The sequence below is a fragment of the Anaeromonas gelatinilytica genome (assembly GCF_016820635.1).
Taxonomy (GTDB): domain Bacteria; phylum Bacillota; class Clostridia; order Tissierellales; family SIT17; genus Anaeromonas; species Anaeromonas gelatinilytica.
In genome coordinates, this window is the sequence record NZ_WSFU01000005.1 from 1 (window position 1) to 14,769 (window position 14,769).

General features: G+C 32.6%; 14 protein-coding genes and 1 other annotated feature. All 14 genes read right to left on the reverse strand.

Translation table 11 applies throughout. The features are described from left to right. Nucleotides 1-59 precede the first annotated feature (59 nt). Nucleotides 60-2,126, reverse strand: a complete 2,067-nt coding sequence (fusA, locus tag GOQ29_RS00255; protein WP_203370351.1) for an elongation factor G — start codon at nucleotides 2,124-2,126, stop codon at nucleotides 60-62. Between the two features lie 71 nt (nucleotides 2,127-2,197). Further along, complete coding sequence (rpsG, locus tag GOQ29_RS00260; RefSeq protein WP_203370352.1) at nucleotides 2,198-2,668, reverse strand: 30S ribosomal protein S7; 471 nt, start codon at nucleotides 2,666-2,668, stop codon at nucleotides 2,198-2,200. 141 nt (nucleotides 2,669-2,809) lie between these two features. Beyond that, nucleotides 2,810-3,223, reverse strand: a complete 414-nt coding sequence (gene rpsL, locus GOQ29_RS00265; RefSeq protein WP_203370353.1) for a 30S ribosomal protein S12 — start codon at nucleotides 3,221-3,223, stop codon at nucleotides 2,810-2,812. Nucleotides 3,224-3,244: 21 nt separating this feature from the next. Further along, nucleotides 3,245-3,487, reverse strand: coding sequence for a ribosomal L7Ae/L30e/S12e/Gadd45 family protein (locus GOQ29_RS00270; protein WP_203370354.1), 243 nt, complete (start codon nucleotides 3,485-3,487; stop codon nucleotides 3,245-3,247). Nucleotides 3,488-3,639: 152 nt separating this feature from the next. Next, entirely contained in the window at nucleotides 3,640-7,158 is a 3,519-nt protein-coding gene (rpoC, locus tag GOQ29_RS00275; RefSeq protein ID WP_203370355.1) for a DNA-directed RNA polymerase subunit beta', read from the reverse strand. A 40-nt stretch (nucleotides 7,159-7,198) separates the two neighbouring features. After that, a complete protein-coding gene (gene rpoB / locus GOQ29_RS00280) occupies nucleotides 7,199-10,777 on the reverse strand; it encodes a DNA-directed RNA polymerase subunit beta (protein ID WP_203370356.1) in 3,579 nt (1,192 codons plus the stop codon). A gap of 257 nt (nucleotides 10,778-11,034) precedes the next feature. Beyond that, nucleotides 11,035-11,415 carry a 50S ribosomal protein L7/L12 gene (gene rplL, locus GOQ29_RS00285; RefSeq protein ID WP_203370357.1) on the reverse strand — a complete coding sequence of 127 codons (381 nt, stop codon included), beginning with the start codon at nucleotides 11,413-11,415 and terminating at the stop codon, nucleotides 11,035-11,037. Nucleotides 11,416-11,438: 23 nt separating this feature from the next. Continuing rightward, nucleotides 11,439-11,957: a 50S ribosomal protein L10 gene (rplJ, locus tag GOQ29_RS00290; protein WP_203370358.1), complete on the reverse strand. Its 519-nt coding sequence runs from the start codon at nucleotides 11,955-11,957 to the stop codon at nucleotides 11,439-11,441. 35 nt (nucleotides 11,958-11,992) lie between these two features. Continuing rightward, nucleotides 11,993-12,132 (reverse strand) — a sequence feature (ribosomal protein L10 leader region). Nucleotides 12,133-12,179: 47 nt separating this feature from the next. After that, entirely contained in the window at nucleotides 12,180-12,881 is a 702-nt protein-coding gene (rplA, locus tag GOQ29_RS00295; RefSeq protein WP_203370359.1) for a 50S ribosomal protein L1, read from the reverse strand. 68 nt (nucleotides 12,882-12,949) lie between these two features. Then, nucleotides 12,950-13,375 carry a 50S ribosomal protein L11 gene (gene rplK, locus GOQ29_RS00300; protein ID WP_203370360.1) on the reverse strand — a complete coding sequence of 142 codons (426 nt, stop codon included), beginning with the start codon at nucleotides 13,373-13,375 and terminating at the stop codon, nucleotides 12,950-12,952. Between the two features lie 106 nt (nucleotides 13,376-13,481). Continuing rightward, on the reverse strand, nucleotides 13,482-14,009 hold the full coding sequence (gene nusG / locus GOQ29_RS00305) for a transcription termination/antitermination protein NusG (protein ID WP_484477041.1): 528 nt from the start codon (nucleotides 14,007-14,009) through the stop codon (nucleotides 13,482-13,484). A 46-nt stretch (nucleotides 14,010-14,055) separates the two neighbouring features. Next, nucleotides 14,056-14,271, reverse strand: coding sequence for a preprotein translocase subunit SecE (gene secE / locus GOQ29_RS00310; protein ID WP_203370361.1), 216 nt, complete (start codon nucleotides 14,269-14,271; stop codon nucleotides 14,056-14,058). A gap of 76 nt (nucleotides 14,272-14,347) precedes the next feature. Beyond that, on the reverse strand, nucleotides 14,348-14,497 hold the full coding sequence (gene rpmG / locus GOQ29_RS00315; RefSeq protein WP_203370362.1) for a 50S ribosomal protein L33: 150 nt from the start codon (nucleotides 14,495-14,497) through the stop codon (nucleotides 14,348-14,350). 205 nt (nucleotides 14,498-14,702) lie between these two features. Next, a partial coding sequence (locus tag GOQ29_RS14905; protein WP_484477042.1) for an EF-Tu C-terminal domain-related protein occupies nucleotides 14,703-14,769 on the reverse strand: 67 nt, incomplete at its 5' end.

The following is a 14,769-nucleotide window of genomic DNA, read 5'->3' on the forward strand; positions in this document are numbered from 1 at the left end:
GTGGCTTACTTCTTTCATATTTAGCCTTACCCATTATTATTCCTCCTTAAATATTTGAATTATTTACCCATTATTTCTTCAGCAATACTCTTTGGCACTGCTTCAAAGTGGTCTAATTCCATTGAATAATTTCCACGACCTTGAGTATTTGATCTTAAATCTGTAGCATATCCAAACATTTCAGATAATGGAATGAAAGCATTTATAGCTTTAACACCATTTCTATCTTCAAAGTTTTCTATTCTACCTCTTCTTGAACTAACATCACCCATTACGTCTCCCATATATTCTTCAGGAATTAATATCTCTACCTTCATATATGGTTCAAGTATAACAGGTTTCGCCTTTGCCATAGCATCTTTAAAGGCCATAGAACCAGCTATCTTAAATGCCATCTCTGATGAGTCAACTTCATGATAAGATCCATCATATAAAGTAATTCTAAAATCAGAAACCGGATACCCTGCTAAGATACCTGTCTGAGCTGCTTCTTGAATTCCTTGATCAACAGCTGGAATATATTCCTTAGGAATAGCTCCTCCTTTGATCTCATTAACAAACTCATATCCTGAACCAGGTTCTAATGGTTCCATTTTAATTTTAACATGACCATATTGTCCTTTACCACCTGATTGCTTAGCATATTTAGATTCAACATCAGCTGATGTTGTAATTGATTCTTTATAAGCAACTTGTGGCTTACCAACATTAGCCTCTACTTTAAATTCTCTTAGAAGTCTATCTACTATAATCTCTAAGTGAAGTTCTCCCATACCTGAAATAATTGTCTGTCCTGTCTCTTCATCTGTATATGTCCTGAAAGTTGGATCTTCTTCAGCTAATTTAGCTAAACCAATACCCATCTTTTCTTGACCTGCCTTAGTTTTAGGCTCTATTGCTACTTCAATAACAGGTTCTGGGAATTCCATAGATTCTAATATTATAGGGTTATCAGGATCACATAACGTATCTCCAGTAGATGTACCTTTAAGACCCACAGCTGCTGCAATATCTCCTGCATATGCTTCAGAAATTTCTTCTCTCCTATTAGCATGCATCTGTAATATACGTCCTATTCTTTCTCTTTTATTCTTTGTTGAATTTAAAACATATGAACCAGATTCCATAATTCCTGAATAAACTCTAAAGAATGCTAATTTACCTACATATGGATCTGTCATAATTTTAAACGCTAATGCACTGAATGGTTCTTCATCTGATGATGTTCTTACTGCTTCTTCATCACTATCAGGTAACACGCCTTGAATTGCTGGAACATCTAAAGGTGACGGCATATAATCAACAATAGCATCAATCAATAATTGAACACCTTTATTTTTATAAGCTGAACCACAAAGTACTGGAACTATAGCATTTACAATAGTAGCCTTTCTAATTGCAACTTTTAATTCTTCATTAGTGATTTCTTCACCTTCTAAATATTTCATCATCAATTCTTCATCTGATTCTGCAACTTCCTCAAGTAAATTTTCTCTATATTCTTCAGCTTTATCTTGAAGTTCTCCTGGTATTTCAGTAGTTTTAATTTCAACACCAAGATCATCTTTATATATCTTAGCATCCATATTAATAAGATCAATTATACCTACAAAATCATCTTCAGATCCTATCGGAAGCTGTAACGGCACAGCATTTGCCTTTAATTTTTCTTTGATTGAGTTTACAGACATATAAAAATCTGCACCCATTTTATCCATTTTATTCACAAAACATATTCTTGGTACTCCATATTTATCTGCTTGACGCCAAACTGTCTCAGACTGTGGTTCAACACCACTTTTAGCATCAAATATAGCAACTGACCCATCAAGTACACGAAGAGATCTTTCAACTTCAACAGTAAAATCCACGTGTCCTGGCGTGTCTATAATGTTAATTCTATGGTTTTTCCAAAATGCTGTAGTAGCAGCAGAAGTTATTGTAATTCCTCTTTCCTGCTCCTGTTCCATCCAGTCCATTTGTGAAGCCCCTTCATGAGTTTCACCTATTTTATGAACTTTACCTGTATAAAATAATATCCTCTCAGTTGCAGTAGTCTTACCTGCATCAATATGAGCCATTATTCCAATATTACGTGTTCTTTTTAATGGATAATCTCTTGCCATAATTGTCTCCTCCTTTCTGCTGCTCTGTTTATATATTTTTATCCCCTATTCAAACAATTTTTAAACATAAATTACCATTTATAATGAGCAAATGCTTTATTGGCTTCTGCCATTTTATGAGTATCTTCTTTCTTTTTAACACTTGCTCCAGTATTATTAGCAGCATCCATTATTTCTTTAGCTAATCTCTCACTCATAGTCTTTTCTCCTCTTTTTCTAGAGTAAGTTGTTAACCATCTTAATCCTAATGTCTGTCTTCTTGTAGGTCTTACTTCAACTGGTACTTGATAAGTAGCACCACCTACACGTCTAGCTTTAACTTCTAAAACTGGCATAATATTCTCTAAAGCATTATGAAATACATCTAATGGCTCTTCACCTGTTTTTTCATTAATTATATCAAATGCTCCATAAACTATCTTCTGAGCAACTCCTCTTTTACCATCTAACATTATAGAGTTGATTAATTTTGTTACAATCTTATCTTTATAGATAGGATCTTCCATTATTTGTCTTTTTTGAATATGACCTTTTCTCGGCACTTCGCTTCCCTCCTTAACAATCAAGATTAATTCTTCGGTACTCGATGATATAATCACCGTGGTGCACAATAATGTATATGAAGCTATCGTTCCTAAGGAATCATAGCATTACATTTCGCGCTAATACCATATAATACTACTTTAGTTCTTTGGTTTTTTGGTACCATATTTAGATCTAGCCTGTTTTCTAGTATCAACACCAGCTGTATCTAATGTACCTCTAACAATGTGATATCTTACACCAGGTAAGTCTTTTATTCTTCCCCCTCTTATAAGAACAACACTATGTTCTTGAAGGTTATGTCCTATTCCTGGTATATATGCTGTCACCTCATGACCATTTGTAAGTCTAACCCTTGCTATTTTTCTTAAGGCTGAGTTAGGCTTTTTAGGTGTTACAGTTTTAACAGCTGTACAAACTCCTCTTTTTTGTGGAGAATGAACTTTAGTAGTCTTTTTCTTAAGAGAATTGAATCCTACATTTAAATGTGGAGAATCAGATTTCTTAGTTACTTTTTTTCTACCTTTTCTTACCAATTGATTAATGGTTGGCATCTAGACACCTCCTTCCAATAGTTACTTTAAAATAGCTACTGTTGCAGCACAAACATCAATTCCACAGGCTTCTCCTAATTCCTTCATGTTTTCTATGAAAACAAGCTTTACTGATTTTTCATTAGCTATTTGAACTAACTCATCAGTAATTTTTTTATCAGCATCTTTTGCTACGTACAGAAGACTTACATCATCTTTCATTAAAAGTCTCTTAGCCTGTTTACTTCCAACTACTTTTTTCTTATCTTTCAGTTCAGATAACAATTAAGTCTCCTCCTTTTTAAATATCGAGAAGATTATGGAGTTTTATGTCCATAATCTTCTTCCATATCAAAAAGTCAACAATCAAATTTACATACTCAAATATTGTAACATCAGTTTTATAAGCTGTCAAGATTAATAATTATTTATACGGTCTATTCTTCAACAATCTCTTCTAATTCTTCACTCTGCTCTTCTATATCATTTACCGCAATTGATTTATATCTTTTCATACCAGTTCCAGCTGGTATAAGTTTACCTATTATTACATTCTCTTTAAGTCCTACTAAATTATCTTCTTTTCCTTTTATGGCTGCATCTGTTAAAACTCTAGTTGTCTCTTGGAAAGATGCAGCTGACAAGAATGAATCTGTTGCTAATGAAGCTTTAGTAATTCCTAATAAAACTCTACTTCCTACTGCTGGTTCTCCACCTTCAGATTCAATTTTCTCATTTTGATTTTGGAAATCAAATATATTAACAAGACTTCCTGGAAGTAAGTCTGTATCTCCATCATCTTCAATTTTAACTTTATTTAACATTTGTCTAACTATAATCTCAACGTGTTTATCATTTATATCAACACCCTGCATTTTATATACTCTTTGTACTTCCTTAACAATGTAATTCTGTACTCCTATTACACCTTTTATCTTTAATATATCATGAGGATTAACTGAACCTTCCGTTATCTCATCTCCAGCTTCAATATCTTCCCCATCTATAACATTAATTCTAGAACCATAAGGAATTGTATATGCTTTTGATTCTTTATCTTCACCTGTTACTATTACTTCTTTTTTCTTTCTCGTTTCATTTATAGAAACTTTACCAGCAATTTCAGATATAATAGCTAATCCTTTTGGTTTCCTAGCTTCAAACAACTCTTCAACCCTTGGAAGACCTTGAGTAATATCTCCTCCAGCTACTCCACCTGTATGGAATGTACGCATTGTAAGCTGTGTTCCTGGTTCTCCAATAGATTGCGCTGCAATAATACCTACAGATTCACCAACATCTACTTTTCCTCCTGTGGCAAGATTTCTACCATAACATTTTGAGCATACTCCATGTTTTGATTCACAGGTTAAAGCAGATCTAACTTTCACTTCCTTAATTCCAGCACTAATTATTTCCTTAGCCTTACTTTCATTAATAAAATTGTTTGATTCTACTATTAATTCTCCTGTTTCAGGATGAATTATATCTTCTAAACAATATCTACCAACTATTCTATCATATAATTCTTCAATTATCTCAATTCCATCTTTGAAGTCTTTTACGATAATTCCTTTTTCAGTTCCACAATCTGTTTCTCTAACAATAACATCTTGACTTACATCAACAAGCCTTCTTGTTAAATATCCAGAGTCAGCAGTTCTTAAAGCTGTATCTGCAAGTCCTTTTCTGGCTCCATGAGTAGATATAAAGAATTCTAATACCGATAATCCTTCTCTAAAATTTGACTTAACTGGAATTTCAACTGTTTTACCAGAAGCATTAGCCATAAGGCCTCTCATACCAGCTAACTGTCTTATCTGATTCTTACTACCTCTAGCTCCAGAATGAGACATTATAAATACATTATTTAGTCTATCCAAATTGTTCATTAGTTCATCAGTTACATCTTCTGTTGTTTTTGTCCAAACTTCTATAACTTTTTCATATCTCTCATCATCTGATATAAGTCCTCTTCTAAAAGCTTTTTCATATTTATCAACTTTTTCTTCTGATTCAGAAACAAGTTTTGCTTTAGCTTCAGGAACTATAATGTCACTAACTCCAATAGTTATTGCTCCAATTGTAGAATAATGGAATCCTAAGTTTTTAATATGGTCTAACATTATAGAAGTAATAGTGTTTCCATGTTTATTAAAACAATTTTCTATTATATCTCCTAATCCCTTCTTAGTAACTAATTCATCTATTTCTAGCGAATATTTATCTTCATCTCTATTAACAAATCCTAAATCCTGAGGTATATTTTCATTAAATATAAATCTACCTACAGTACTTTCTACTAATTGGCCTCTATCTTCTTTATTTAGCTTCACTCTAACTTTAACTTTAGCATGTAATCCAACATTTTTATTTTGATAAGCATGCAATAATTCATCAAAATCTTTAAATATCATTCCTTCACCTTTTTCACCAGACACATCAATTGTTAAGTAATATACTCCTAATACCATGTCCTGAGTAGGTGTTGTAATTGGATTCCCAGCTTGTGGCGCCAAAATATTATTTATAGAAAGCATCAAAAATCTTGCTTCTGCTTGAGCTTCCATTGATAATGGAACGTGAACAGCCATTTGGTCTCCATCAAAGTCTGCATTATATGCTGTACATACTAATGGATGAAGCTTTATAGCTTTACCTTCAACTAATATAGGTTCAAAAGCTTGAATCCCCAAACGATGCAGAGTAGGAGCACGATTTAATAATACAGTATGATCTTTTATTACCTCTTCTAATACTCCCCATACTTCTGATTTTATTTTCTCTACCATTCTTTTAGCACTTTTAATATTATGCGCTAAACCATCATTAACTAATTTCTTCATTACAAAAGGCTTAAACAATTCCAACGCCATCTTCTTAGGTAATCCACATTGATAAAATTTAAGCTCAGGTCCTACAACAATTACTGAACGACCGGAATAATCAACTCTTTTACCAAGAAGATTTTGTCTAAATCTACCCTGCTTACCTTTAAGCATATCTGATAATGATTTAAGAGGTCTATTTCCTGGTCCTGTAACCGGTCTTCCCCTTCTACCATTATCTATTAAAGAATCTACTGCTTCTTGTAACATTCTTTTTTCATTTCTAACAATTATATCAGGTGCACCTAAATCTAAAAGTCTTTTTAATCTATTATTTCTATTTATTACTCTTCTATAAAGGTCATTTAAATCTGATGTAGCAAACCTTCCACCATCTAATTGAACCATCGGCCTTAAGTCTGGTGGGATGATTGGAATTACATCTAAAATCATCCATTCAGGTTTATTGCCTGATTTTCTAAAAGCTTCCACTACTTCAAGTCTTCTAATTGTTCTTATTTTCTTTTGGCCAGAACTCTCTTTTAACTGTATTTTTAACTCTTTAGACTCTTGTTGAAGATCTATTTCGTTTAATAATTCTTTTACAGCTTCTGCACCCATCGCCGCTCTAAATTTTCTTCCATATTTATCTACTGTATCACTATATTCTTTTTCACTTAAAAGTTGTTTAGCTGATAAAGGTGTTTCACCTGGATCAATAACAACATAAGATGCAAAATATAGAATTTTCTCTAAAGATCTTGGGGACATATCTAAAATAAGACCCATTCTACTTGGTATCCCTTTAAAATACCAGATGTGAGATACAGGGGCAGCTAATTCAATATGCCCCATCCTATCTCTTCTTACCTTTGATTTTGTGACTTCCACCCCACACCTATCACATACTACACCCTTATATCTAATTCTTTTATACTTCCCACAATGACATTCCCAATCTTTTGTAGGACCAAATATCTTTTCACAAAACAAACCTTCTTTTTCAGGTTTTAATGTTCTATAGTTTATTGTTTCTGGTTTCTTAACTTCACCTCTAGACCATTGTCTAATCTTCTCTGGAGAAGCCAAGCCTATTTTTATCGAATCAAAATTATTAAGCTCGAACAAGGGGCTTTCTCTCCCTTCCTTAAAGATTTATAAAACAAAATTATTTATTATCTTCTTCATTACCTTCTATGCTAATATCTGAATCATTTTCTTCATATTCAATTGAATCTTTTATTTCTATTTCATTATCTTCTTCTGTTAAGACCTTAACGTCTAATGCTAAACTTTGAAGCTCTTTTATGAGTACTTTAAATGATTCTGGAACTCCTGGTTCAGGAATGTTTTCTCCTTTTACAATGGATTCATAAGTTTTTACACGACCTACAACATCATCTGATTTAACCGTTAAAATCTCTTGTAAAGTATGGGCTGCACCATATGCTTCCAATGCCCATACCTCCATTTCACCAAACCTTTGTCCTCCAAACTGGGCTTTACCACCAAGAGGCTGTTGAGTCACAAGAGAATAAGGTCCGGTAGATCTTGCATGTATTTTATCATCAACTAAATGATGCAACTTAAGCATATACATATAACCTACTGTAACAGGATTTTCAAAGTATTCACCTGTTCTTCCATCTCTAAGGTTTATTTTACCCGTTTCAGGAAGATTAGCTTTTTTTAGGGCTTCAAATATATCATCTTCTACAGCTCCATCAAATACAGGAGTTGCTACATGCCATCCTAACTCTTTGGCTGCCATACCTAAGTGAACTTCTAATACCTGACCAATATTCATACGAGATGGTACACCTAATGGGTTTAATAAAATATCCAATGGTCTTCCATCTGGTAAAAATGGCATATCCTCTTCAGGTAATATCCTGGAAATAACACCTTTATTACCATGACGACCACACATCTTATCTCCTACATTTATCTTTCTTTTTGTACTAATATACACTCTCACTAATTCATTTACACCTGGAGAAAGTTCATCACCATTTTCTCTTTTAAAGACTTTAACATCAATAATTATACCACTTTCACCATGAGGTACCCTTAAAGATGTATCTCTAACCTCTCTAGCCTTTTCTCCAAATATAGCTCTAAGAAGTCTTTCTTCTGCAGTAAGCTCCGTTTCTCCCTTTGGAGTTACTTTTCCTACTAGAATATCACCAGGATTTACTTCTGCACCAATTCTTATTATGCCTCTTTCATCAAGATTTCTAAGTGAATCTTCACCAACATTTGGTATATCCCTAGTAATTTCTTCAGGCCCTAATTTGGTGTCCCTTGCATCTGCTTCATATTCTTCTATATGTATAGAAGTCAATGCATCTCTTTTTACTAAATTTTCATTTATTAAAATAGCATCCTCGTAGTTATAACCTTCCCAAGTCATATAAGCTACAAGCATATTCTTGCCTAAAGCTATTTCACCTAAGTCTGTAGATGGCCCATCAGCAATGACTTGACCCTTTCCTACTTTTTCGCCTTTCTCAACAATAGGTTTCTGATTTATACAAGTACCTTGATTAGAGCGTTTGAACTTTAAAAGTTTATATTTTTCTAATTGCCCATCTTCATCTTTTGTTATTACAATTTCATTTGCTGTTACTCTTGATACTACTCCAGAAACCTTAGAAACAATAGCAACACCAGAATCTTTAGCAGCCTTATATTCCATACCAGTACCAATTACTGGTGCTTCCGATTTTAATAATGGTACAGCTTGTCGTTGCATGTTTGCACCCATAAGAGCTCTATTAGCATCATCATTCTCTAAGAAAGGTATCATTGCTGTCGCTACAGATACCAACTGTTTTGGAGATACGTCCATATAATCTACTTCTTCTCTAGATACCACATCATAGGTACCATTTTCAGCTCTTACTACAACTCTTTTATTAACAAATCTTCCCTCTTCATCTAAAGGTTCATTAGCCTGAGCGACTATATAATGATCTTCTACATCAGCTGTCAAATAATCTATATCTGATCTCATTTTTATTGATTTCTTATCTGCCCTTCTATATGGAGCTTCTATAAATCCATACTCATTAATTCTAGCAAAACTTGCCAACGAATTGATAAGTCCAATGTTTGGACCCTCTGGAGTTTCAATTGGACACATCCTACCATAATGAGATGGATGAACATCTCTAACTTCAAATCCTGCTCGATCCCTACTAAGTCCACCTGGTCCTAATGCAGACATTCTTCTCTTATGAGTAAGTTCCGCTAACGGATTTGTTTGATCCATAAACTGTGAAAGCTGACTACTTCCAAAAAATTCTTTTATAGAAGCTGCCACAGGACGTATATTTATTAAAGCTTGAGGAGTAGCTATATCAATATCTTGTATTGTCATTCTTTCCCTAACTACTCTTTCCATCCTAGAAAGACCAATTCTAAATTGGTTTTGCAATAATTCTCCCACAGAACGAACTCTTCTATTTCCTAGATGATCAATATCATCCACTTCTCCAATTCCACGGAAAAGATTAAACTCATAATTAATAGAAGCTACTATATCTGGAACTATTATATGTTTAGGTAATAATTCTCTAAATCTTTCTTTAATAGCTTCTTTTAAATCTTCTTCATTAGTATTTTCTTTCATTATTTCTTTAAGTACAGGATAATAAATTCTTTCTTTTATACCTAAATTTTCTAATGATATAGGTAAATCTAATGATTTTACATTAACAAAATGATTACCCATAACCTTAATTAATTTATTTTCATCAGTTAATACATCAACTTTATTAATTCCTGCTGCCTCTATTTCAAATGCTTTTTCGCGACTAATTTTTTCGTTTTTAGAAACTATTATTTCCCCAGTCTCTTCATTAACTACATTATCAACTGCAATCTTATTAACAATTCTTTCACTTAAAGCTAATTTTTTATTGAATTTATATCTTCCCACCTTTGCCAAATCATATCTTTTAGGATCAAAAAACAACGTGTTAATTAATGATCTAGCACTTTCTACAGCTGGTGGTTCACCGGGTCTTAATCTCTTATAAATTTCTAATAATCCTTCTTCTTCATTGCTAGTATTATCCTTTTCAATACTATTTAAAAGGTGTTCTGTTTCACCTAGAAGTTGTAATATGTCTGCGTCAGTTCCATATCCTAATGCTCTCAATAAAACAGTTACAGGTAATTTTCTAGTTCTATCTACCCTTACATAGACAATATTGTTAGAGTCACTCTCATACTCTAACCAAGCTCCTCTATTAGGGATAACAGTTGAGGAATATAATCTATTACCAGTTTTATCCACATTTTCAGAATAATATACTCCTGGAGATCTTACTAATTGACTTACTATGACTCTTTCTGCACCATTAATTATGAAAGTACCTTTATCAGTCATTAAAGGAAAATCTCCCATGAAAACTTCTTGCTCTTTTACTTCCCCAGTTTCCTTATTAATAAGTCTTACTTTAACTTTTAATGGAGCTGAGTAAGTTGCATCTCTTTCCTTGCACTCTTCAATGTCATATTTAATTTCTTCAGAAATATAATAATCAACAAATTCCAAAACTAAATTTCCTGTATAATCTTTAATTGGAGATATATCTTCAAATACTTCTCTAAGTCCTTCTTCCACAAACCATTCATAGGACTTCTTTTGAACTTCTATCAAATCAGGAAGTTCTAATACTTCATCAATCTTTGAATAACTCATTCTAACCCGTTTTCCATACGAAACAGGATGCACCATATTATTCACCCCTTATAAAAACTAATTCCAAAAGGCAATTAATCTCCTTTGATGGAAAATTTTACATTATATCTATAATACTATTTCCATATAAAATTTTTTTATTCAAATTTTATGCCAACTTTTTACTCTTTGGCATTTAATAATATTATCATAAGGAAATCAATATGTCAAGACAAGTTAGTTATAAATATACACCATGATTAAATGGTTAAAAAAAAAGTACCTTAAAGGTACCTTTCTATTTAGAATAGTAATTACTTAAGTTCTACAGTAGCTCCTGCTTCTTCTAACTTAGTCTTCATTTCTTCAGCAGCTTCCTTGTCTACTCCTTCTTTAATTGTTCCTGGAGCTCCATCAACTAATCCTTTTGCATCTTTCAATCCTAATCCAGTTATCTCTCTAACAACTTTGATTACTTTGATTTTTGAATTTCCTGGATTTGCAAGAACAACATCAAATTCACTCTTCTCTTCTTCTCCTGCTGCTGCTCCTGCTGCTGCTCCTCCTCCAGCTACCATTACTGGTGCTTGAGCACTTACATCGAACTCTTCTTCAATAGCTTTTACTAAATCAGATAATTCTAATACGCTTAATTCTTTAACTTGTTCTATTATATTTGTAATTTTTTCACTCATTTATAATACCTCCATTTTCTTTTTTATTCTTCAGTAGAAGCTTCTCCGCTTCCATTTTCCTTATCTACAATCGCCTGAATCCCTCTAGCTAATTTACTAATTGGAGCATTTAATCCTACTGCTAATTGAGTAAGTAATTGTTCCTTAGATGGCAAGTTAGCTAAATCAATAATTTTTTCAAGACCTAACATATCTCCTTCAACTATACCAGCTTTAAGTTCTAAATTATCATGTTCTTTAGCAAAATCATTAGTAACTTTCGCAGCTACTACAGGATCTTCATTTGAAATAGCTATACCATTAGGTCCAGTTAGATAATTTGTAAACTCTTCATATCCTTCTTCTTTAAAAGCAAATCTCATCATGGTATTTTTATAAATCTTATATTCTACACCAGCCTCAGAGTATTTTCTTCTAAGTTCATTAACTTCATCTACATTTAACCCTCTATAATCAACTAAAACTACAGATTTGGCATTGCTTATTTTATCTCTTATTTCTTGAACTAATTGTTGCTTTTGCTTAATAATCTCTTTATTCATCGGTGTTCCACCTCCTTAAATCACGAATAAGGGTTTATATAATATAAAAAGATCTTCCATAGACAGGAAGACCTTTTATAATCATTTATTTTATAATAATCATAATTGGTACAACCTCGGTAGGATATTTAAACCCTAAAGTTCCTACTGTCTACGGTCATTCTATTAACTTTTCACTATTCATTATCCTACCACGTTGTATCATATATGTCAACAATAAATTTACTGTTCCATTAATTTCTGTCCATTAATTTTTATTCCTGGACTCATTGTACTTGAAATAACTACACTTCTTAAATATTTACCTTTAGCTGCTGATGGTCTAGCTTTAATTATGGCACCCATTATAGCATTAAAGTTCTCTTTTATTTTTTCACTTCCAAAGGATGCCTTTCCAATCGGAACATGAATTATACTTGTTTTATCTACTCTATATTCAACTTTACCAGCTTTAATATCATTAACTGCTTTTTCAACATCGAAAGTAACAGTTCCTGATTTAGGGTTTGGCATTAAACCTTTTGGTCCTAATACCCTACCCAATCTACCAACAACTCCCATCATATCTGGTGTAGCTACTACTACATCAAAATCAAACCAGTTTTCGTTTTGAATTTTATTAATATATTCATCAGAACCAACATAATCTGCTCCAGCAGCTTCAGCCTCTTTAGCTTTGTCACCTTTAGCAAATACCAAAACTTTTCTGCTTTTTCCAGTTCCATGAGGTAATACAATAGCACCTCTAACTTGTTGGTCTGCATGCCTCGGATCAACACCAAGTTTTATTGATAATTCAATTGTTTCATCAAAATTAGCTTTAGCAGTCTTTTCAACTAATTCAATAGCCTTATCAGCATCATATAACTCTTCTCTATTTATAAGCTTTATGCTTTCTTCATATTTTTTTCCTCTTTTAGCCATTTCATATCCTCCTTTGTGGTATTATCGGATTATACCTCCCACTATATTAATTAATTACTTATTTATTATTACCCTTCTACAACGATTCCCATACTTCTAGCAGTACCCGCTACCATATTCATAGCAGCATCTATATCATTTGCATTTAAATCTGGCATTTTTGTTTCTGCAATTTCTCTAACTTTATCTTTAGAAATTGTCGCTACTTTATTTTTATTAGGTTCTCCAGAAGCTGTCTCTAATCCTAAAGCTTTTTTTAGTAAAACAGCAACAGGAGGAGTCTTAGTTATAAATGTAAATGATCTATCTTGATATACTGTAAGAACAACTGGAATTATCATACCAGCTTGATCAGCAGTTTTTGCATTAAATTCCTTACAGAATCCCATTATATTCACTCCATGTGGTCCTAAAGCAGTACCTACTGGTGGTGCTGGAGTTGCCTTACCAGCTGGGATTTGCAATTTAACTACAGCTGAAACTTTTTTAGCCATACCTGTCACACCTCCTTATCTTTTTGTGGTTAGTCGGGCTTCCCCTCCCACTTACGACTTAATTAAAGCCTATATAAAAGAATCATTAGTATATACTAATTATTCTTTATAATCCTTCTACCTGATCAAAGTCAAGTTCTACAAGTGTTTCTCTACCAAACATAGAAACAAAAACTTTGACTTTTCTTTTTTCATTATTAATTTCTTTAACAGTACCCATGAAATTTTCAAAGGGTCCTGCTATAACTTTTATAGAATCATCTACCTTGATATCAAGTTGTGGAAGTGACTCCTGTACTCCCATGTTCTTAATTTCTTCTGCAGTTAAAGGTATAGGTTTAGAAGCAGGTCCTACAAACCCAGTAACACCTCTAGTATTCCTAACAAGATACCATGATTCATCTGTTATTACCATCTTAACAATAACATATCCAGGGAATTTTTTTCTTTCTTTAACTTTCTTCTTTCCGTCTTTTATTTCTATATATTCTTCCATAGGTACAAGTATATCTGTTATTATATCTTCCATTCCCCTATTTTCAACCAATTTTTCTATGTTTGCTTTAACCTTATTTTCGTGGCCAGAATAAGTATGCACTACATACCACTTGGCCTTATCTGACATATCTGTCATAGATTTCGGGACCTTTAAAAAGGGTCCTTCCCTCCTTCACAATTTATTAACCAATTATAAATGATAACAATCCTCTTACTATAGTATCAAATAACCATACAATTACAGCTACTATAGCACATAAAACTATAACTACAAAAGTATGATTAACTAGTTCGCTTCTGTTTGGCCAATTTACTTTTTTTACTTCTGCTTTAACACCTCTAAAATAATTCTTTAATTTTTTTAGAGCTCCTTTATTGGTTTCAGTTTGAGCTGACATACCATCTCACATCCTCACTTCTATTAATATCGACTAATTTTTTTATTATTAATCAATTTAGTAAAAGAAATTAAACTTATTTTGTTTCTTTATGAATAGTATGAGTCTTACAGAATTTACAGTATTTTTTCATTTCCACTCTATCAGGATGCAATCTCTTATTCTTAGTTGTTGTATAATTTCTTTGTTTACATTCAGTACAGGCCAAAATTATTTTATCTCTCATTAACAAACACCTCCTAGCCCTATATCTATAAAGTATTTATATATTCAGGCATAATAATCCAATGGTAACTATAGTACCTATATAAATTATCACAAAAAATATTTTATGTCAATATAATAAAAGTTTCTTTAATATATGAATCTATTGGATTTACAATAAAAAACTAGGTCGATTAAGACCTAGTTTTAGTCTTTACATTTGAAAATTATTCTATTATCTCAGTAACTACTCCAGATCCTACAGTTCTTCCACCTTCACGAATAGAGAATCTT